At 53.0% G+C, this 21,669-nt stretch carries 19 protein-coding genes, 1 tRNA gene and 1 pseudogene; 3 read left to right on the top strand and 18 right to left on the bottom strand.

Annotated elements, in window-relative coordinates:
- Positions 1–30: 30 nt before the first annotated feature.
- A complete protein-coding gene (locus C0557_RS17330; protein WP_007371032.1) occupies positions 31–315 on the bottom strand; it encodes a YfcZ/YiiS family protein in 285 nt (94 codons plus the stop codon).
- A 377-nt stretch (positions 316–692) separates the two neighbouring features.
- Between C0557_RS17330 and fadL the strand changes: the two genes are divergently transcribed.
- Positions 693–2,054, top strand: coding sequence for a long-chain fatty acid transporter FadL (gene fadL, locus C0557_RS17335; protein ID WP_208659790.1), 1,362 nt, complete (start codon positions 693–695; stop codon positions 2,052–2,054).
- Between the two features lie 61 nt (positions 2,055–2,115).
- Here fadL and mlaA read toward each other — a convergent pair whose 3' ends face one another.
- Positions 2,116–2,868, bottom strand: a complete 753-nt coding sequence (mlaA, locus tag C0557_RS17340) for a phospholipid-binding lipoprotein MlaA (RefSeq protein WP_208659792.1) — start codon at positions 2,866–2,868, stop codon at positions 2,116–2,118.
- A gap of 305 nt (positions 2,869–3,173) precedes the next feature.
- Between mlaA and C0557_RS17345 the strand changes: the two genes are divergently transcribed.
- Together C0557_RS17345 and C0557_RS17350 are read left to right on the top strand one after the other, a co-directional pair.
- A complete protein-coding gene (locus C0557_RS17345) occupies positions 3,174–4,100 on the top strand; it encodes a formate/nitrite transporter family protein (RefSeq protein WP_208659794.1) in 927 nt (308 codons plus the stop codon).
- A gap of 75 nt (positions 4,101–4,175) precedes the next feature.
- Positions 4,176–4,250 (top strand) — tRNA-Arg (locus tag C0557_RS17350).
- A 178-nt stretch (positions 4,251–4,428) separates the two neighbouring features.
- Here C0557_RS17350 and codA read toward each other — a convergent pair.
- From codA to tssA, 16 genes and pseudogenes are all read right to left on the bottom strand, one after another.
- Positions 4,429–5,667, bottom strand: coding sequence for a cytosine deaminase (gene codA, locus C0557_RS17355; RefSeq protein WP_208659796.1), 1,239 nt, complete (start codon positions 5,665–5,667; stop codon positions 4,429–4,431).
- Positions 5,664–6,899: a PucR family transcriptional regulator ligand-binding domain-containing protein gene (locus C0557_RS17360; protein WP_208659798.1), complete on the bottom strand. Its 1,236-nt coding sequence runs from the start codon at positions 6,897–6,899 to the stop codon at positions 5,664–5,666. The genes codA and C0557_RS17360 overlap by 4 nt, the downstream gene beginning before the upstream one ends.
- A gap of 2 nt (positions 6,900–6,901) precedes the next feature.
- On the bottom strand, positions 6,902–8,170 hold the full coding sequence (gene codB / locus C0557_RS17365; protein ID WP_208659799.1) for a cytosine permease: 1,269 nt from the start codon (positions 8,168–8,170) through the stop codon (positions 6,902–6,904).
- A gap of 501 nt (positions 8,171–8,671) precedes the next feature.
- Positions 8,672–9,163 (bottom strand): DUF1003 domain-containing protein, encoded by a 492-nt coding sequence (locus C0557_RS17370; protein WP_208659801.1) that lies wholly within the window; start codon positions 9,161–9,163, stop codon positions 8,672–8,674.
- A 35-nt stretch (positions 9,164–9,198) separates the two neighbouring features.
- A complete protein-coding gene (locus tag C0557_RS17375) occupies positions 9,199–9,501 on the bottom strand; it encodes a MarR family transcriptional regulator (RefSeq protein ID WP_208663007.1) in 303 nt (100 codons plus the stop codon).
- A 148-nt stretch (positions 9,502–9,649) separates the two neighbouring features.
- Positions 9,650–10,081 carry a polyketide cyclase gene (locus C0557_RS17380; RefSeq protein WP_208659803.1) on the bottom strand — a complete coding sequence of 144 codons (432 nt, stop codon included), beginning with the start codon at positions 10,079–10,081 and terminating at the stop codon, positions 9,650–9,652.
- 82 nt (positions 10,082–10,163) lie between these two features.
- Entirely contained in the window at positions 10,164–11,534 is a 1,371-nt protein-coding gene (locus tag C0557_RS17385) for a VasL domain-containing protein (RefSeq protein ID WP_208659805.1), read from the bottom strand.
- Between the two features lie 215 nt (positions 11,535–11,749).
- Entirely contained in the window at positions 11,750–12,199 is a 450-nt protein-coding gene (gene tssE, locus C0557_RS17390; protein ID WP_208659807.1) for a type VI secretion system baseplate subunit TssE, read from the bottom strand.
- Positions 12,200–12,318: 119 nt separating this feature from the next.
- On the bottom strand, positions 12,319–12,714 hold the full coding sequence (locus tag C0557_RS17395) for a hypothetical protein (RefSeq protein WP_208659809.1): 396 nt from the start codon (positions 12,712–12,714) through the stop codon (positions 12,319–12,321).
- A gap of 133 nt (positions 12,715–12,847) precedes the next feature.
- Positions 12,848–13,276, bottom strand: coding sequence for a DUF6201 family protein (locus tag C0557_RS17400; protein WP_208659811.1), 429 nt, complete (start codon positions 13,274–13,276; stop codon positions 12,848–12,850).
- On the bottom strand, positions 13,273–14,154 hold the full coding sequence (locus C0557_RS17405; RefSeq protein ID WP_208659813.1) for a DUF6402 family protein: 882 nt from the start codon (positions 14,152–14,154) through the stop codon (positions 13,273–13,275). Before C0557_RS17405 ends, C0557_RS17400 begins: the two co-directional genes overlap by 4 nt.
- A pseudogene (locus tag C0557_RS17410) lies at positions 14,154–16,623 on the bottom strand (type VI secretion system Vgr family protein). The gene C0557_RS17405 and the pseudogene C0557_RS17410 overlap by 1 nt, the downstream one beginning before the upstream one ends.
- Before the next feature lie 11 nt (positions 16,624–16,634).
- Entirely contained in the window at positions 16,635–17,159 is a 525-nt protein-coding gene (gene tssJ / locus C0557_RS17415; protein ID WP_208659815.1) for a type VI secretion system lipoprotein TssJ, read from the bottom strand.
- A gap of 29 nt (positions 17,160–17,188) precedes the next feature.
- A complete protein-coding gene (gene tssG, locus C0557_RS17420) occupies positions 17,189–18,268 on the bottom strand; it encodes a type VI secretion system baseplate subunit TssG (protein ID WP_208659817.1) in 1,080 nt (359 codons plus the stop codon).
- On the bottom strand, positions 18,232–20,001 hold the full coding sequence (gene tssF / locus C0557_RS17425; protein WP_208659819.1) for a type VI secretion system baseplate subunit TssF: 1,770 nt from the start codon (positions 19,999–20,001) through the stop codon (positions 18,232–18,234). The genes tssG and tssF overlap by 37 nt, the downstream gene beginning before the upstream one ends.
- 56 nt (positions 20,002–20,057) lie before the next feature.
- Complete coding sequence (tssA, locus tag C0557_RS17430; protein ID WP_208659822.1) at positions 20,058–21,668, bottom strand: type VI secretion system protein TssA; 1,611 nt, start codon at positions 21,666–21,668, stop codon at positions 20,058–20,060.
- Position 21,669: the final 1 nt, after the last annotated feature.

Raw genomic sequence — 21,669 nt, forward strand, 5'->3', positions numbered from 1 at the left:
CCTCCGTGAAAGGAGGCGTTGGCGGGAAGATTAACGCAGACCAAGCTGGAAAATCAGGGTTTCCGCTTCACAGGCGAAAACAAAATCGATATCGAGACGCACGCCGTCCGCCACTTCGGTGAAGGTGGAGGTGATTTGGCAAGGTTCGGATTCCACGCTGCGGGCTCTTGCGCTCAGCGCAGCCAGCGTTTCGTCGGCTTCAGCACGGTTAGTGAATACGCGGCTGTAAGAGGCGGTGCAGTCGGAGTTGTCCATAATGGTGCCAACATCCATACAGCAGCAAACCGGGGTTTCATCAGCACTGCATTTGCTCATTGTTGATTCCTCTGAATTAGCACCCTGGGTGCCAGATAAACGATGGACATATTTTACGCCGCCGTTCATATCGTCTCCAGTTGATAATCTTCCGAAAGTGGATAAGTGACCGAAATCACACTTAAAAATGATCTAAAACAAAAATCGCCCAATTGACTGATTACTACCCCCGGCGATTTTGCCACGCAGATCTCGTTTCGAAGATCACAATTGAAAAAACTTATATACAAACTTGCAACATTCCCTCTGGTCGGACCTATACTTCCGCCACTGGTCTGATTTCTCTGCTGTAACACAGACCCTACACTTCGCGCTCCTGTTACAACACGTAACATAGTTTGAATAAAAATAAATCGATTTCGAATGAGGTTATGGTCATGAGCCAGAAAACCCGTTTTACCAAGTCTGCTCTGGCAGTCGCAGTGGCAATTGTCTCTACCCAGGCCTGGTCCGCAGGCTTTCAACTCAATGAATTTTCGGCTTCTGGTCTTGGCCGCGCTTATTCCGGTGAAGGTGCCATTGCGGATGATGCGGGTAACGTCAGCCGCAACCCTGCATTGATTACCATGTTTGACCGCCCGACGTTCTCCGGCGGCGCGGTGTTTGTTGATCCGGATGTTGATGTCACCGGCCGTTCCGCGATTGGTAATGATGCAAGCCAGAAAAACATTGCGCCGACAGCGTGGATACCAAACCTGCACTTTGTCGCGCCGATTAACGATCAGTTCGGCTGGGGGGCTTCTCTGACCTCCAACTACGGGCTGGCAACAGAGTTTAATAATGACTACGCAGCCGGGTCGATGGGCGGGAAAACCGATCTCGAAACACTGAACCTGAACCTTAGCGGCGCGTATCGTCTGGACAGCCACTGGAGCTTCGGTCTTGGTTTTGACGCCGTTTATGCTCGTGCGAAGGTTGAGCGTTACGCTGGCGATCTGCCGCAGATCATCGGCGCCAGCCTGCCAGGCATGGTGCAATCCGGCCAGCTTAGCGCCCAGCAAGCTGCCGCTATTGGCGCACAGGCGGGCGGTATCAGCCGTGATACGCAAATCGCGCATCTGAAAGGCGACGAATGGGGCTTTGGCTGGAACGCCGGTATCCTTTACGAGCTGGATAAAAACAACCGTTACTCATTAACTTACCGCTCAGAAGTGAAGGTCGACTTCGACGGCGATTATAAGAGCAACCTGCCGACAACGCTTAACCCGATTAACACAGCACTGGGTCTTGGCTTGCCGTATGGTACTGGCGGTTCGACCACCAATGGTTCGCTGTCGCTCCATCTGCCAGAGATGTGGGAAGTTTCGGGTTATAACCGCGTCGCTCCGCAGTGGGCCATTCACTATAGTCTGACCTATACCAGCTGGAGCCAGTTCCAGGAACTGAAAGCGACCGGTGACAGTGGTCAAACGCTGTTCTATAAAGATGAAGGCTTTAAAGATGCCTATCGCATCGCGCTGGGTACCACTTATTATATGGATGATAACTGGACCTTCCGCGCCGGTATCGCCTTTGATGACAGCCCGGTTCCGGCTGACAAACGCACGATCTCCATTCCTGACCAGGATCGTCTGTGGCTGAGCACGGGTGCGACCTATGCCTTTAATAAGGACGCTTCCGTCGATGTTGGCTTCTCTTATATGCATGGTCAGAAAGTGAAGTTCACCGAAGGCCCGTATACGTTCCAGTCTGAAGGCCGCGCGTTCCTCTACGGCGCTAACTTCAACTACGCCTTCTGATAACGCATCAATAATAAAAAAGGTGAGCCAGGCTCACCTTTTTTATTTGCTGCGACCGGTTTTATTCCGAATCGATATCTTTTAAATCGCCCTGAATCGCCTGCGCGTTCGGATTTTCCTGCGGCTTCAGCTTGCCACCGTTGGCGATAAAATCGTGACGCTGGAAATAGGCTTCCCGCACGAGGATATAAGGATCGGAAGACTGGCGCAGTAAGCCGTCGGAATCGAGCAGTTGCGCACGGGATTCGACACCTTCAAGGGTCCATTTACCGACAGAAAGCGGCCATGTCAGCCACGAGAGCACCGGATAGAGCGTATCCGCCATATCGCCACCATCTTCACGCAGGGTGAAACTACCGTAGAACGGCAACTGCATATACGGGCCGTAACCAATGCCGTAGTGCCCCAGCGTACTGCCGAAACGGTGCGGATCTTCACGCTGCAATTTGCTGTTCGACATACCGGCGACGTCCATAAAGCCGCCCATCCCCAGCAGGGTATTCAGGAAGAAACGCGTAAAATGCACCATGCCCTGATAGGGATCGCCCTGCAGGAAGTAGTTCACCATCTGCGCAGGCTCTTCAAGGTTGCTGGTGAAGTTGCTCAGACCATTGCGCGCCGGTTGTGGCACATAATCACGCCATGCTACCGCCACAGGGCGAACAACGTACGGATCCAGCACGTTGAAGTTGAAGTTGTACATAGTCCGGTTGAACCCTTCCAGCGGGTCCGAACGTCCCTGCGTCTGCTGAGAACTGGCGCAGCCGACCAGTACAGTGGTTGCCAACGCAAGCGCCGACAGGCGGTATTTCATAGGTGTCTCCCTGAAGAAAATGACCAGTGCTGAAGGCCATCCATAATAGTGCGAACGCGACGCCGGGTTTGCGTCGGAGTTATGCAACGCATTGTATCAGCGCATATTATGATGTCCACGCAGTGAACGAGACTCAAACCAGCATAGCCGACATTATCTATACGGCTTATTAACAATTCTATACAAAGTTTGCTTGCGCCGTATCGCCATTGTTGCTTTTCCCGGCACTTTAAGACGATGCCGCCATGGAAAGCAGTGTAAAACCGCTACGCTTTAGACATCAGTGCAGCAGAAGCGAGGTCAGTATGGAAAAAATTGATAAGCACAGCGATGAAATCGAGGTCAAGAGCGACGAAAAAAAGCGCGGCGAAAAAATCGAACTTGATGAGGATCGCCTCCCCTCCCGGGCCATGGCTATTCATGAACATATTCGCCAGGATGGTGAAAAAGAGCTGGAACGAGACGCAATGGCGCTGTTCTGGTCGGCCATCGCCGCCGGGCTGTCGATGGGGTCATCATTGCTGGCAAAAGGGATTTTTCATGTGCAACTGGAGGGCGTTCCGGGCGGTTTTCTGCTGGAGAATCTGGGTTACACCTTCGGTTTCATTATTGTCATCATGGCCCGCCAGCAACTCTTTACCGAAAACACCGTAACGGCCGTGCTGCCGGTAATGCAGAACCCGGGCTGGGGAAATTTTGCCCTGATGGCGCGGTTATGGGGCGTGGTGCTGCTGGGAAATCTGCTTGGTACTGCGGTTGCCGCCTGGGCGTTTGAATATATGCCGGTCTTTGACGAAGAGACCCGCGATGCCTTTGTCAAAATCGGCATGGATGTGATGAAGAATACGCCGCTGGAGATGTTTTCTAATGCCATTCTTTCCGGCTGGATCATCGCGACAATGGTGTGGATGTTTCCGTCTGCGGGCTCCGCGAAAATTGTGGTGATCGTGTTGATGACGTGGCTGATTGCACTGGCAGATACCACGCATATTGTGGTCGGCGCGGTAGAGATTTTTTATCTGGTATTTAACGGCACCGTGCACTGGAGCGAATTTATTTGGCCGTTTGCCCTGCCAACACTCGCCGGGAATATCTGCGGCGGTACCTTTATTTTCGCCCTGCTCAGCCATGCGCAAATCCGTAACGACATGATCAACAAACGCAAGGCTGAAGCAAAAGCCCGGGCGGAAGCACAGACAAGCTCCGACGCAGGCGCAGAAAAAAACGCGTAAACGGCGACGGTTTAACCACTTGGCGGCAAACACGCTTAACGCAGCAGATAAATGACGTTATACTCCTGCCGCCTTGTCCCCTTAGTTAAATGGATATAACGAGCCCCTCCTAAGGGCTAATTGCAGGTTCGATTCCTGCAGGGGACGCCATATATCCCTCTCCTGACGTCTACAATAAACGCCCTTATATTCAGCAATAAACCTGTAACTTTGGCTATGCGATATCAGCCAATGTCTACCCGCTTCGTCGTGAATCAATTCGTGTTTGGGGCGTATAAGATGCGCTTTTTTAGCCCGGCAGGTTAACCGGCCGGGCATGTTTAACGCGTCAGGCTGGATAGCCAATCTGTTCCGGCTGGCGCTGCATGATGATTTCGCCATGACGAATTGACATCAGCACTTTGGCCTGGCGACATACCGCATCATAGTCATTTTCCGCGTCAAGGATCAGCAGGTTAGCCGGGCGTCCTTCGACAATGCCGTAATTATCACCCAGGCACAGCGCCCGGGCGCTGTTATCGGTAATAAGATCGAGGCAGCGCTGCAAATCTTTATATCCCAGCATATGGCAGATATGCAGGCCGGCGTCGAGGATACGCATAATATTGCCGTTACCCAGCGGATACCACGGATCCTGGATGGAATCCTGAGCAAAACAGACATTGATCCCGGCGCGGTCCAGCTCCGCCACCCGCGTCACGCCGCGGCGTTTCGGCCAGGTGTCGAAGCGTCCCTGCAAATGAATACTCTCGGTCGGACAGGAGATAAAGTTAATGCCCGACACTTTTAGCAACCGGAACAGCTTCGAACAGTAAGCGTTATCGTAGGATCCCATGGCGCAGGTATGGCTGGCGGTAACCTGCGCGCCCATGCCACGGACCCGGGCCTCTTCCGCCAGCACTTCCAGGAAGCGCGACTGCGGATCGTCGATTTCATCGCAGTGCACATCGACCAGGCAGCCGTGGCGCTGGGCCAGATCCATGAGAAAAACCAGTGAACTGACGCCCTTGTCACGGGTGTTTTCGTAGTGCGGAATGCCGCCCACCACGTCGGCCCCCATCTCAATGGCGCGGGTCATCAACTCTCGTCCGCCGGGGAAGGATTCGATGCCCTCCTGTGGGAAGGCAACGATTTGCAGGTCGATAAGATGGGCCGCCTCTTTTTTCACCATCAGCATGGCTTCAAGCGCCGTCAGGGAGGGATCGGTAACATCAATATGGGTGCGTACGTGCTGCACGCCATTATCACGCAGCATACCAATGGTTTTCAGCGCGCGTTGGCGCGTATCTTCAATCGTTACGCTCTCTTTTCGCTGGCTCCAGCGGGAGATCCCCTCAAACAGGGTACCGCTCATATTCCACTCCGGCTCGCCCGCCGTCAGGGTGGCATCGAGATGGATATGTGGCTCGACAAACGGTGGGATAACCAGCTTTTGTTGCGCGTCAATATCGCAGCCCTCAGCCACCTGCGCGGAGGTCTGCAAAGTGATGCGTTTAATCACAGCGTCCTGTAATTCAAGGGTATAGAGCGCTTCTTTATGGCGCAGGCGCGCGTTGATAATTTTCATGGATGTTCCCGTAAATGGTTTTGCGACATACGCCAGATCGTTAAAGCGACCGAGGCGTTGAGATGGAATTGTGGATGGCTGATCGGATAGCAGGTCAGCTTTTCAATTCGTTGGATGCGTTGATGTAACGTGTTGCGGTGAATGCCAAGCCGCTCGGCGGCTCTGACCACGTTACCGTTCTCCTGGAGCAGCGTTTCCAGCGTCTCCATTAACAGCCACGGGCTTTTGCGATCGCGTTCTATCAGACAGCCGAGGGTGTCATGCATAAAATCGCTCAGCAGCGCAGGGTCGCCGATGGCAGAGAGGAGTTTGATAAAGCCCAGTTGCTGATAGTCGCTAATGCGCTGGGCCGGGCGCAGATTATCGCTGAGGTCCAGCGCCTGACGCGCCTGCGACAGCGCACGCTGATAGTCCTGTAATTGCTGCACCCTTGCGGAAAGGCCACACAGTAGCGACAGCCCGTCGTCGCCTTCCGCCAGCGCAAGCAGCCACTGCTGTAACCACTTTTTCTGCTGAAAAAACTCACCTTCCTCATCCGGAAGCAGGAAGATAAACATATTGCTGCGTTCTACCAGCGGAAAGGGGTTGCCCTGCTGATTGAGCTGCTGCTGCAACCGCTGGCGTACGACACGGCGAGCCTGCTGTAACCATGCTTCGGCCTGCTCGGGTGGAAACTGACGAAACAGGTTCTGTATCCCCTCAAGGCGCAGCGCCGCCACCCGCAGCGGGCGGGTAAAATCCAGCCGCTGATGGATCGCGCGTTGCTGCAGGATTTGCAGATCGGGATAATCCCCGGTTAATAGCTGCATCAGAATATCGCGCTGCGACTGCAGGGCGTTTTCACTGCGTACCAGCGCGGTGCCAATGCGTTCGGTAACCATCACCATCTTCAGCAGATAGGGCTGTTCGATCAGGGGAATACCCAGTTCATCGGCGAGGGCGATCAAGCGCGGCGGGATTGACTGGATATAGTCGCCACCGGTCAGGATCACCATTCCGGCGATCCCGCGCTGCTTGCCTTCCATCAGCAACTGGATCAGGTTGTCTTCATCGCGGGGATGGTTGATCCCGGTGATAAACACCAGTTCCCCGCCCATGATCCATTCAGCGATATTTTCATTTTCTGCGACGTAGTACCAGCGAACCGCCAGCTGCAGTCCCTGCTTGCCCGCGCGCAGGCGCATAGCGGAGAGTTCCTCAAGGGCGAGGATTTCTCTGACCGTCAGGCCCATGGTTACTGCTCCGCGACCGAATCAGCGGCAGGCTGACGTTTACTCAGGCGAGTCAGGGCGATGTAGATCAGCGCAGAAACGGTAATGCCCACCAGTGGCGCAATCCATGGCGACAGATAAGCCACCACGGCTCCCACGGCGTAGGCGCAAAGCCCCGACCAGTTAAAGCGCGGCAAACAGGCAGTTTGCAACAGCGGATAGCGGCCGCCGCGATAAAACCAGTAGTCGGCGAGGATAACGCCGCCGATGGGCGGAATGATGCTGCCCAGCAACACCAGGAAAGGGATCAGCATTTCATACATACCGCCAATGGCCAGCAGAATACCAACGCCAGCGGCGACGATAGTCAGGGTGCGACGGCGCTCACTGCGCAGCAGATGGCAGGCGGCAGCCGAGACGTTATAAATCGTCGGTCCCTGAATCGTCAGCAGATTGAGGCACAGCATCACTACCGCGGCGACAGACAAACCCTGCAAAATCAACACTTCCACGATATCGGCCTGCTGGTAGACGATAGCGCACCAGGCTCCGGCAATAACCATCAGCCCGTTACCGATGAGGAAGCTGCCCATGCTGGCGATGATGGCGGTGCGGCTGGAGTTAGCCAGACGCGTCCAGTTTGTCGCCTGGGTCGCCCCGCTGGCGAAGGTTCCGAACACCATGGTGATGGCCGCTGACCAGGCCATGGTTTCGCTTCCGCCCGGCTCGATTTTGGTCATCGCCTGCCAGCCGCCAGCGTGATGGGCAGCAAGATACATAGAAATCACCAGCAGAATGAACATCAGCGGCACCGACACGCGCGACAACGCATCCAGCCCCTTGTAGCCCACCAGCGCGGTCACGCAGAACAGGATACCGAACAGGATCATCAGCGGAATGGTCATGGCTTCGGGTATGGCGAGGATTTTGACCAGCGAAATGGCGACGGTCGCCGTACCCCAGGCGTACCATCCCAGTTCAGCGAAACCGAGAATAAAATCGGCGAGCTTGCTGCCTATTTCACCGAAGCAGAAACGCCCCATCAGCACGGTATTCAGCCCGCTGCGGGCAGCAATCCAGCCGAGCGACGCGGCATAGAGGGCCAGCAGAAAGTTACCGATAACGGCAATCCACAGCAGGTTAACGATGGAAAAAGAGACGCCGAGCTTACCGCCCGCGAACATCGTGCCGGTAAAGAAAGTAAAGCTGAACAAAACCATGGAAATCGAAAATATACCCTTGCGCCCCGATGCAGGCGCTTCGACGAGCGGAAAATCATTGCTGTTTGACATAGTTGAACCTCTGAGTGGCTATCTGAATGGCTATGCAATAAAGAGCAAGAGATATGCCAAAAATATCTGGGCAGAGGCCACACAACGAAGTGGGCACATTGCACATGATCATTCGTAAATCAGCAGGTAATTGTCAGGATATTGTGCATGGTGCAAACTTTCGCACCATGACGGGGCAGCGGTGGATACACATCGATATATGTACATTCACAATGGAAGGGGTATATGCGGCCCGCCTGGAAAACGAATAATCTCCCCTGCCGGGGCTACTTTTCAGGCGGTTAGCTTGGGGTCAGAAGCGGATATTGCTAAATTCATGAATCCTGAAACTTTACGGTGACGTCCGCAGACAGACAGTAGCGATGGTCCGAACGATCCTGATACCAAAAGGCAATCCGGAGTCTGTTCCCTGATTTCGGTTTTTTATATCTGAAATAACTGCCAACTGTCTGGCAGCAGGCCAGGTTGTGGAAACCCGCCGCCAGAAATTGACTGTTGCTGTCAGCGCAACTCACGCTGCGCAAGCTGCGTTGCGAGCGTTTCGATACGCTCGGCCATTTGCCGGGTCAGCTCAGTCAGATGCGTATTTTGTTTCAGCAATTCCAACAGTTGTGCCGACTGCTCCTCGGCCAGCATCTGGCGTTTCGCCATTGCGTCGTCCAGGTCTTCGCGGTGCTGCGCATCCGCCAGCGCATGCGCCTGATCGCGCTCCGCCTGTCGGGTTTGCGCCAACAGGATCAGCGGAGCTGCATAAGCAGCCTGAATGCTGAACGCCAGGTTGAGCAAAATAAAGGGATAAGGGTCAAACTTCACAACGCCTGCAGCGTTCAGAGTAATCCACACGATCACCGCGATAGTCTGCCCAATAAGGAATGTCGGCGTACCGAAAAAACGTGCGAAGGCCTCTGCTTTCAACGCAAACCACTCTTCGCCGAAAGTATGCGTAATCCCCTTCAAGGGGCGATATAAACGAAACTCTTTATCTTTATGCATCTCAAAAACTTCCTGCTGCGGAGCGTTTGTCGGGGCTATCGGAGAAGTTTTCGGAACAAGGTAATCAGGGATTTTCCATTATCCTCAAGCGGCATAAAAAATTTTTTATCGGTTGCTTCTACAACCTGCACGGCTTGTTCAGCCAGCTCCCGACCCGCTGTTGTTACCCTAATCACTTTGGAGCGCGTGTCTTTTTGATGCGGAATACGCTCCAGATAGCCTGCTTTTTCAAGGACACGAACGACCTGGGATATCGTCATCGTATCGCTACCGGTTAGCTGTGATAACCGTATTTGCGTCAGCTCCTCCTTTTCCTCAAACCAACTGGCTACAGCCAGAACGACAAACTGTGTGTGTCAGGCCTAAGTGTTGCAGGGCATTTCGTTGTTCGCGTTGCCAGCTGTTTGACACTCTCCACAGTAAATAGCCGGGGCTATCGTACGGCCCTTCGAAAGCGCTGGGAAGAGGCTTATTTTCTGATGTCATTTACATTGAACCTGTTTCGGCAAGGTATTTTGCCAGCCCCGCCATCACCTCTGGGAAGTCCGAGCTTATTCCCTCTCCGAAAGCCTGAGCCTGCGGACCTTGCGTGCTGATAGCATAAATCAACATGCAGTGACCAGTCGCTGATGCTTCAATACGGTGTTCAACTTTGACCAGCGTTTCATCTACCCTGCTCTCATCAATGAAATACTTTTCTTCAGAAACATCGATAAGCCGACTACGAACAATATCACCTTCAGGTAACTCCATCGTGAACCATGTTCCCGTATGAAATGGCCCCTCGATAGTGATTGACTTTACGCCAGGGTTCCATCGCTTCCAGTTATCTGTGTCGATAAATGCCTGCCATATTGCTTTCGGCTTGCTGTTTACAGCGAGCGTGTAGGACTTACTCCAGACGTTATCTTTGTTCATAAAATTCCCCCATCAGAGGTAGTAAGTAAACATATAGTATGTGTACTTATAAATGATGTTCAGTCTCTTAACGGGCTGCCATTTATTCCGATGCACTCTGTTTTATTTCTGCATAACGGGTAATCAGTTGCTTCAGACGCATCTCCAGTTGGGTCTTATCAGCCAGAGATAAAGTCTGGCCAGCCGGGGTCAGCGACAGTGCCCGCAATTGTTCTTCGGCCGGTATGGTTTGATTAAAGGATTGCATGGCGGAAAATACGACTGACTTCAGTTCGCTGACCGTCATGTATCTTCCCTTCTGCTCGTCCAGCTTGTTCAGTCGCTCGCTCAGCTGTTTTAGCTTTGTCATCCCCTGATGCCAGCCGTCCAGGTTTTCTTTTGACAACGCGCTGGCATTACGCTGTTGCTGCCCTTGTAAAACCAGGGATTTAGCCTGCTCCGGCCACAGCGCCTGAGCCTGCTCAATTAACTGCCGACTGTAGGCAATGTTCCAGTCAGGGGGAAGTTTATCCAGGCGGGCAAGTTGCTGCTGTGTCTGCGTAATGAAGGCTTGCTCCAGAGGAGCCTGCTGTCTCAGCGATTCCCGCTGCTCAGGGGTGAGAATTGCAGGCAACGGTGCCAGAGATGCTGCAAGCTGAGCCTGTAGCGGATCAGGTCGATGCAAAACGTGCCAGCCCCATAGCGTTGCAGCGCCGATCGCCAGCATGGTACCCATCCCCGCAGTGAAAAATTTCCATTTTTTTACCGGCGCCGGTATCACTGACAGAACGTCCACATTCGGCTGACGTTCCGGTTGGGGAATATATACCCACCTCGTCGTATTTTTCTGTGGAAGAGGCAGCGCAGAAGGCATTTTTAGCGTTATTTTCGCCCCATCCATTATCTCCGGGGGCAACAGGATGCCGGGCTGAACAACACCCGATGCGCCGTCGCTGTTTTCCAGCCTGACAGCATTATTGTGCATCAGCGTCCGCAAGGTATCGAACTGGCTCAGGTGCTTAAGCTCCAGGCGCTCAAGTATCGTCCCAAGGCTGGTAAATTGCTGTTCTGCTGTGTAAAGCTGGCTGAGGTCACTGTAGTGAAGTGGAAGAGTACGCATCACTTGCTGTAGACGCAGGCTCAGGTTACTGAGGATCTCCATCCGCGCATGGACCGGCTGTGGCCAGAGCGCTCCCCACTGGTGGCTTATAAGGGCCTCCAGTATTGCCAGACCTTCATTAAGGCCGGACACTCCTGCCAGTTGGGTTCGTGCAAGCGTATACCAGGCCGCAGTTTGCAGTTCCACGCCATTTTGCCCGAACAGTGAGAGGCAGAGTTTTTCTACATGCTGCCAGCTGACATCCGGACGAGCCGGATGAGTCAATTTGCCCAGTTCATCGCGCAGAGCCGCATAATCCGCCAGCGTACGTGGGTCACCGCCAGTTTTAATTTTACGGTAGGGAATGTCATTCATGACCAGTTGTCCATTTAATTAATATGCAGCACAGGAGGGTTATTATTTATGCGGCTTAGCTTTCTACATTGCCGATGCACATCCAGGATTTTTTGTTCCAGTTTAAGGCGCTGTATTTCCAGATTTTCCCTGTGTGCACCTTCAGCGGTAAGCAGGGCCTCTTCCAGTAATCGCTGATATTCAGCAAGATTTTACTGAGATGGTGTTATCTGGCTTTACATCCGGGTTGTCGTGTCGAGATACTGCTGTTGCTTAAGATGTCGCAACAGAACCCGTCCTTCGGGCATAAACTCCGTGCCATAGCGCACCAGGCCAATACCTTTAAGTTCAGCATCAATGGCATAGCGCAGCTCACCGGGAATTTCCTGTTCCAGCAGGACAACGGCGATTTTGTTCAGGCGTGGCTCGTATCTGAGCAGTACGGTCGATAATGTGCCCATCAGTTCATGGGCAGTCCCCGGCATGCCCTGGAGGATTTTGGTCATATCCGGCAGACCATAATCCGGCAGGTGTGCCAGCGTACCTGCGCGACAGTTGAGGATCCGTTGCATGTTGTCGAGTACGGACAAGATCACCTGGTTTTGCTCGCTGACATGATGAAGATCCAGACCACCAGCGAAGTTGCCATAAAGAATTTCACAGAGAGAGGGAGTATTATGTAGCATCTTCTTCTATTGTTTGATAATTGTGATTAATAAATACAATTACAAAAAATTAGCTCCACCATAAAGTCAAATTTTATGGGCTATTTTAGTTTTGTCCGAATCGATAGTGCTTTAAATTACTATAACGAACAGCCTAGCGTGTTTTCTAATTCTGTTGAATCTACCCCCTCATTTGTCGGAAAGAATAATTTACTCCGATTATGCTTAGAAAAATAAAATCCACCATAAACTACAGATTGGCTGGCACCGAACCATAAAGAAGGTTTAAATACAACATTCGCGCATTTATCATAAACCACAAAGAAATAGTCTTCATTATTCATGTATTTGTATAATGCGTAAATATTGTACACCCCTGTTTTATACACTGCCACCCTAAATGAATTATCGGGACTTGTATTTTCAAACAACTTATTATGCTCACCATAAAAAACAGTCGTAGGGAAAATCGAGTAAATAACGACGAACACCAGCACAATCATTCTGGTTTGAAGTTTATTTTTCATTAATTTCATAAATAAATTACCCTATCTGACTCCAGGGGTTTCATCCAATGCACGTCAGACAGAATAATATAATCCCCACCGGGAGCAGCGTCTGTTCATAGGGGGATCTACAATAAAGAGTGGTTATTGCTGTTGAATACCTTTAATAAAACAATGAATAAAATATGCTCCACCATTTTTTGTGCTCGACCGGTATTGTATATCCTTCAGTAAAATCGTTGACTCCATTAATAGAAAATGACTTTTCGTTACCATCAGCGTCATCAGGAAAAAAGATAGCGTTTCCAAAAATATCAAATTGATCCGAAAACCCAAAAGGCGAACTTTGTCCTAAATAGTTATTATGCTTATCATAGAGAACTAAGAAAACATCACCATTAAATACCCATTGAAAAAACGATACAGGCGTGGTCGGCAAAACATAATAGGCTACAATTCTATACATCCCATCCTCGCTTGTTTGCTCGTGCGCCTGGTTAAAATTCCCAAAAAAAGCTGTAGGTGATAGAATCACCCACAGAATAAAAATTAAAATGCATAGCAAAAAATTTAGCTTTTTATTTTTTCTCATAGAATCACCAGACAATCCTTTTCTAAAGGGGGGATCCACATTAAATCTGAAAACACTATATAGTCACCACCAGCATTGTGCTTTTTTTGCCACTTCCTGAAATCAGAGTTAAAAACAGGAACAAAGCCAGAGAACATTTGGACTAAATGACCAAACGCACCCACACCATATGATGACATATACGAAATTGTTTCTGCTTTATTTAATATTCTTTTCTCCCCCCAAACCCCTAGAAACTCAGGCAGATCTAGTCCGAATTTTTCATCATCCAGAAAATCATATGTATCTTTAATATAAAACCCTAAAAATTTAACCGTTAGGTAATATTTACCCTCGAGCAACTTCACACTCCCGCGAATACATACCTTTAGGTTACACGTACCTATTGCACCATACCAGTCGTTAATAGTGTCAAATTTACCACCGATTCTTAGGTAATTGGCCTGAGCTACTGCATCAAGCTCTTTTACATCGTCAGAAAAGCCAATTGCAACACTTTCCCCCTCCAAAAGTTTCATGCTGACAATATGTTTTCTTAATTCTTTCCTTCCATTATATGTATTCCATGTAGCCTTTAACTTCTCGATACCATCCCTAACTAGTGGATACTGATTTGCCCATTTCATCTTTACGATATTGTCATTGACCTTTGAAGGAGGAATGTCTCTTGCGTCGTATTTAAGTAATGTTGTTTTTGATTCTTTATCAAATGAATAAGCTGAGGGAATACTAAACCAATGTTCCATTAATTTAGGAGCCGTTTCCCATCCCATTTTCCTCATCGCATCAGGGATCATATCTATATGGAAAAATTCCACACTGACTTTCTTTTCTTGCTGTTCCTGTTCTTTAGTTGTAGTCGTTGATGAAACTGCCATTACCTTGTCCCTGCTCTTAGCTGATATACATAATCCAGTGAAACGTTTTCTTCTGTATCTGAATTCACCGTATGTGTCAGGGCGGTGTCAGTTCTTCCCTGAACCGCACCTGTTGGAGTTTGCATTTGGTAGGCGAACTCCATATCTTCGGCACCTGTCAGTGCATCAGAAACCCTGAAGCACGCAGCATTTGGACCACAAGATAATGCAGGCAAGACAGCTGGCATTTCTGGTAGATTTGCTTCCTGAGCGGCACTTCCTGTTGTGGTCGTCCGCTTGATCTTACGCGTGTACGTCATATCTGTGCCGTATTCGATCTTTCCGCCTTCGATTTTCAGATAGCTGCCGCCACCGATTAGCGTCACTTTCTTCTTGCCCGCAAACAACATGTCGCTTGCGGATATCAGGCTCAGTTTTTGTTCTGCGGATAAGTGCATCGCGCCGTTCTGCGCCTGGATTTGCACCGGACCTTCGCTGGCGTTCAGGGTCAGAGAACCCGTGCGTGCGAACAGGCCTATCTCTTCACCGGCAAGAATTGCCGTGTTCCTGATGCCCCACTGCTAAAATCCCCACCCACATTCATCGCCACGTTCTTGCTGGCGGTCATTTGCATATGTTCGCCGCTGGCGAAGGCCACTCCTTGCGGGCCATGGAAGTGAATCATTTCGTTCAGGGGTTTCAGCCGCTGCTCGAACATCGCTTTCTGACTTTCGATATCGGCTTCCAGCGCCTTCGCCTGTTCTGCGGCGGCGGAAAGGGCTTTGATTTGCTGCTGGCAGACTGCAATTTCATTCAGCGCCGTTTCATATCTAACACGTCACCTGCGGCTTTCTGCTGACCATCGGCGGTAATGAACAACCCTTTAGCCACGCGGATGACGCCATATTCATCGGTGCGCAATTCGAAGCCTGAGCCCCGCGGCTTATTTTGCTCATCAACGATATGGCCCTGATTCAACTGCGTGCCGCCGAATAGCGTGGCGAGCGCAATATGTTCCTGCCCGCGCTGGTCTTCCATTCGCAGTTCGTTGTTTGCCGCCGTGCGCAGAATGTTCTGGCTACGGTTATCGCGAGTGACGATATCCTGATGTTCTGAATCATGGAATGCGTGGGCGATATACGGGCGGTCAATATCCCCATCATCATAAGCAATGCCCACTTCCGTACCGTCAATCAGCGGCATATGCCAACCGTATATGTCACCGGAATACGGCTTCGCCTGGCGAATCCACAGAGAGTTGTAGCCCGGCTCTGCATCTTCGCGGCTGAAGTCCATCTCCACACGATAACGGCCCTGATTGTCCAGCCAGGCATAGATATCACCCTTCTCCCGACTTTCAATACGAGCCGGGAGCGTGCCATTTATCTTCGGACGCGGCTCTTCCTTTGGGCGGAAGGAGAATTGTTCGCTGTACGGTATGCCCCACACTGACACATGCAGGCGGCTGTCGCGCGCGGCCCGGTATGTGGTGAGTGTAATCAGCATGCCCTCTTTCAGATCATTAAGGTTGTTGCCATCCGCTTCCAGCACCATGCCCGGCGTCAGATATGCGGCGTTGCTGAACAGGTGCAGCCTGGTCGCTTTATTCAGTTCTCGCTCGTGGTGAATACGGGCATAAAACGCCCCGCTTTCGGTTTCCGGCTCAGACGTACCGTCATCACCGGCGACCAGAAAAGGAGCGGCGTAGTGGTAGTGTTCTCCCGTGGTGGTGGCATTGTTTTTGACGGTGACAGCAGAATCCATCGGCGTGGTCGCAGTGCGATAGTTGTAGTCCCGAGTGCGGACCAGCCCGGTCACCGTGTTGTGCCAGGCTCGCAGACCCCAAACAGATTCGGCTGCACCGTCATACAACGCAGACGGATCTTCGTATGGCAGATACTCACCAAACTGGTAGAACAGCTGACTGTCGGCAAAGGTCACTGCATCCAGCCCGGTGACATCATTCACCCCGGTACGGAACCAGATGCCGACTTCTGAAAGAATTCGCCGGATAAACTGCAGGTCACTTTCACGCCACTGGGTGATGAGCTCGCGCTGCGGGTAGCTCTTCTCCAGACGAAACTCAAAATCCGCACCTTCCAGACCATGCCTGCGCAGCACCTGTTCCACCAACTCCGGCACAGAAAGGTTCTGGTACACAGCACAGCGTCGGGTATGCGAGAGCAGCGCCAGTCTGGATGAGAGCGTCACGCTGTAGTGCGTCTGGTCACTGGTTGAGCCCTGCCATTCAAACGCCATAATCACGCCGTGGACTTCCCGGCCACTGAGCATGCGCAGCGTGGCATATTTCAGCAGGACATCTTCTGCCGCCACATCGCTGTGCCGCGTGGTGAACTCAATGCGCCACTTCGAGGGCTGACTCAACGCCTCGCGCCCATGAAAGTTCAGCACATCCGGTTTTACCCGGCTGTCGTTTATTTCAAGTATGTAGCGAGTCTGGCCGTCAAACAGGGCCAGCCGGTTATCCATCGCCATTGTTGTCACTCCTTAACAGGAAGCAGCATCAGGAAACCATTACCCAGTTCGATGGTACGCGGCTTGCCCGGGTCGAGTTCATCGCGGCTCAACAGCAGCCGCCAAGTGTTGTTTTTCATATCCGGACGGTTGAATAACCCGATAACCGCGACATATTGCGCCTCTTCATCCATCAGCATATTGAGCATCATGCTGCCTTTAGGCATCACCAGCAGGGATTTGCTCGCCACAATATCCTCTTTCAGTACCGTATCGGCTTCACGCAGCAGTGTCTGGTAGTCTGCGGCATCCACCTTCTGGCGGTCCTTCAGTTGATAGACGCGGACCATGGTCGCCAGCGGCGTCTGCGCTTCATCGGCATTGGCCGCCGAGCGCGGTTCAAAATCGAGGCGTAGTACTTTTATTTTTTTGTAGAAAATCGATTTGGTCATGCTGACTGCACCATCGGAGACGGACTGGCTCAGGCCGCAACCGGCGAGCAGCCCACAGAGGGCGAACAGAACAATCTGTCGCAGGGAAACGGATGTCATTCAGAGATTCCTTTCAATAAATAGCAGAATTAGTCAAAGCGGTAACCGCCATCCTGGGCCGGATGCAGAGGTTTGCAATCCAGCCCTTCATAGCAGCCCAGGCTGACTGTCAGATAGCGGCGCTTACCAGGTTTGCCGTTTTTCACCCCCAGAATGCCGGTACGGCCAAGCTGGATGCGGTGCTTTTGCCCAAGACGCGGCTCAGGCAGCAAACTCACCGGTACGGTCAGGCGCAGGCGAACATCTGAGCGATAGCCCAGATACACGCGCAGCAGCACCATCAGGTCAGTGTGTAGCTGACCACCAGGAAGCCAGCCTTTGGCCTCGATCGGGCTGTTGGTCGCCAGCATCAGCAGAATACGGCTGCAGGCCTCTTTGCCGCTTTTACCAAGCGTGGCGCGCTGCGACAGGTAAACACGATTTTCTTTCCCCAGCCCACTGCGCTGAGCCACCTGCACGTTGACCGGATCCGGGCTAATAATCGTTGCGGTGGTACCCGGTGCCAGCAGGCCAACCAGTTGGCGAATACCTTCGGCATTTCGGGTCGGCAGGCGCATAGCACCCAGTAGTGCCAGAAAACGGGAAACCGGGGTTGCCACGTTTTCAGCAGTACCGGGAATACCCAGGCCTACCAGCCCCAGCAGACATTGCGAAGTCTCATCGGTACCGCCCGCTGCAAACGTCGCCGGGTACGCGTATTTACGCCAGATACGGTAGTACTGCGTAATGATGCGGTGGCTAAAGATATCGAGAAAAGCCGTTGTAGCCTCATATCCTTCCCGCCGCTGAGCGATATCGTCCAGATAAGCGGTCGGTAGCGGCGAATCCACGCCGTACATCCCGAGGAACGTGGTGCGAACCGTGGGCGGCAGCTCCGGATGCTCTTCATCCGTTTCAACGGTGCGTAATTCACTGGCCGGAAACCCCATCCCCGGCCAGGGGCGAAAGCGCACCGGATCGGCAGCTGGTTTCTCAGCGGTACCCAGCAATGGCGCGTCGGGATTCTCCTGCTCAAGCAACTGGCAAAACCGGTAAAAGTTAACCCGCCAGATTTCTTTGCCAAGGTGTTCTGTCAGCCCGGCACGTGCTGGCTGTGACTCTCTTTCCATCGCAGTCGTTTCCCTGTTGGTTGCAGTACCAATGTGAGCTGATTGAAGAGGTGAACATCGGCGTACAGCGCAAAGAAGCGGTGCAGCATTTCGCCAAAGAGATTCACATCCCCCTCCCCGGCAAAGTTGTCAGCATTGAGCGTAACTTCAATCTCAACCCCGCGCAGCATGTAGCCACGTTCAAAGCGGCGCACCAGGGTGTGCTTCACCGCCACAATAGCTTCCAGACGGCGGCGACTCATCTCATCGTCGGTCCAGTCATACAGCGCCAGCGTGCCACGCAGCACTTCCGGGTTATCCATCATGCTTAAGAAGCTGGAGCCCAGATGACTCATGACGCGCCAGTGAAAACGATCGTTTGCTGGCGGATAGAGCGGCAGGGTCGGCGCACTGAGATTCAGGACCTTCACCGCCACCTTACCGGCCTTCATCACCCGGTCGAGCAGCGTGCTTTCGAGCGCCTTGCGGGGTATTTGCCCGTTGGTGCAGGTGATACGCATGGACAGCGATTCTGGCTTTTCAGAAAGCTGCTCCAGCTCAAACGAACGGCCACCGAGGATAAGCCATGTGTCATACAGACCGGACGGGCCACGCTTCACGCGGGTGTGAAAATAACGCTCCGGTGCGTCAAAGCGCATCATGCCGCCGCGATGACGGAAGCTGGTGAACGGTACGTAAGGGTGCTTACCGTTTTTCACCGCGCCGTGGATGTTATCGACGCTGTAGATTTCCGTGTGACCGTCCTGAACGCGCAGCGGACGCAGCAAGTATTCATTTTCCAGAGGGTCGATGGTCAGCGGGTCCGCTTCCAGGGTGAAGAGGTTAATGACCGGCGAGCAGTGCAGGCGGAAGTTTTCGGTGGCAAACGGTATATCGGACGGCCAGCCGCCATCGAGCACAATGTCGGTTTCAAACCAGGTGGTATCCGGGGTGAATCCCACCAGTTCGAGCCCACGCAGCTCAACGAACATAAACTTCTGGCGGAAGCTGAAATACTCCAGCAGCAACTGATAGCCGCTGAACGCAGAATCGCCTTTCGGCCACAGACGTTCGTTATCTTCAAAGCCCATCGGCTTGCACCAGCCGTTAAAGCGGATGCGCCCGGTGTGGGTCGCTGCGTGCCGGGCATACATCGCATGCACCCGACGGGTCAGCGCCAGATGCAGAGCAGACGCCACCGGGCTTTCGGCATCCAGGTAGAGAGCGACTTTATCAATGCCGCTTTTGGCCCAGTCCACCTTGCTGCCGCACTCAAAGCGCAGGCGAATGGCGGCGCGCCCGTCAGGCTCAGTCTGCAAACGGGCATCTGCCAGATAAAGTGGCTGCAGGGTGATATCGCGGGTCGTGCGGTATTGGCAGACGGTCTTGTCCGGACCAACCGGACGCGACAGCACCGAGAAGCCTTCTGGCAGAATTTCAGCCTGCTTCAGTTGCTGCCATTCCGGATCAAACGCCACCACGGAAAGTGACGGAATGGTGCGCATATAGTGTGGCCAGAGCAGGCTTACCAGCCCTTCGGTCAGCTCCGGCAGGTCATCGTCGAGCTTTTCACGCAGGCGCCCCATCAGAAAGGCAAACCCTTCAAACAGGCGCTCGACGTACGGATCGCGGGCCCCGGTTTTATCCAGATTGAGCATGGCTGCGCGATCGGGGTGGGCGCGGGCAAATTCTTTACCCGCTTCGCGCAGGTAGCGCATCTCGGCTTCGTAATAGCGCAGGGTTAAATCATCCATGCACGGTTTTCCTGAATGTCGTGGTAGTCAAAAAAGAGAAAATCAGGTGCGGCCTATCAGCCGCATAGCACCATCGCCCGGGCGGGATCGATGGCAATCAGGCCAGCCAGCAGCTCGTCCATTTCAGGGACGAGGCGGGTTTTATCGCTTTCGCTGCGACCTGCTTTAAGGCGCAACAGCTTCAGGCGGCGGGCCTGCACTTCAAAAAGCAGCGCAGGTTCCCAGTCGTTGAGGGTGAGTTGTGGTGCGCTACTTGTGAGTTCACCGAGCAGGTGAAGCGCCATTTCATTGCGGCCGAACTGCTCGGCAACGCGGGCCATCAGCAGACGCAGCAACCAGCGCCTGCGGGGAGAATCCATACCCGGACGACTCTGAAGCCAACCAAGCGCCGCTTCCGGGCCGTCGCTATCGCCCTTTTCCATTGCCTCGGCTTCCAGCGCGAGAATGTCATCCGTTTGTCCTCCGCCAGTAACCGCGGCAGATTCATTGCCAAACCCCGACATATCGTCGTTCACCTTTTCAGCAATCCACGTCAGCGTCACTTCATCAGCAAACGGCGTGCCATCGCTCCAGCATAGCTGTTCGAGACCATGCAGACGGGCCAGCAGCAGTTTAAGATCGCTGAGAATGTAGTCCGCCCAGCCATCCCAGGGGTGTCCGGCTCGGGCCAGCCCTTGCCAGAGATACCACTGCAGATCGAGCCAGAAGCGGTTGCCCCCTTCGCAGAACATGGTGCTGGCCTGCTCCACCAGCTCCGTCCAGTTCTGCTGCAGATACAAGCGCTTAAGCTGAGCACGATAATCCGGTTTGGGCGATGAAAGACGGGTGCGGCCGCTGGCATCCAGCGCCGGGATTTGCCCCACAGTATCCCAGCGAATCACTTTCATCAGCCGGTGCGATGCCAGCCAGCCATCCTGCCGATCGGCCAGCCAACGAGAAAGCACTTTCGACTGACTTAAAAGCTCACCCTCGGACTTAACAACGATATCCGGGGAGGACTGCCTGACCGTTGAAACAGGGGAACTTTCGGCTGTACTGGTGTTTTGCGGTGTTAAACCATCCAGCCCACCGGAGCCTGCCAGACGGATTTCCAGCGCGCGGGATAAACCGTCGAGAGAGGGACATTCACGTTCCGGCCAGCTTTCCAGTTGGCTATCCAGCAAACTCAGCACGGATGCCGTCCGTGAGGTCTGCTCACGGTTTGCATCCGGCCACAGTGAAAGCGTGTCCTGCATCTTTGTACTGTTCAGCCACTCAAGCGCGGACTTGCGTGCATTCGGGCGGCGCGGATGACATTGCTCACCGTATCGGGTCAACATGGCCACCAGCAGTTGCAGCCCCTCACACAGCCCGGCTTCGCCTTCCCGTTGCAGACGAGCGAAGATATACCAGGTAACCACCCTTACGTCCCGGGCAGTGCGACAAAGAATTTTTTCCGCCAGCTGGCAAAGCTTTTCTGCATCGGTGCCGGAAAGTTTGTTGATTTCCTCGCGCATCAACTGGAAATCATCGTCATAGACCGGGTCTTCCCCCGCCCCGTCACCGTCCGCTAATGGTTTGAGCCAGTTATCCCATTGCGACAGGCTGCCCTGCTGACGAGCGAGCAGCGCTGACTGTTGCGCTTCATCGGGCACACACAGTGCCAGCAATGCTTTTGCAGTCGCCATA

Source organism: Kosakonia sp. MUSA4 (genome assembly GCF_013085925.1).
Classification (GTDB): domain Bacteria; phylum Pseudomonadota; class Gammaproteobacteria; order Enterobacterales; family Enterobacteriaceae; genus Kosakonia; species Kosakonia sacchari_B.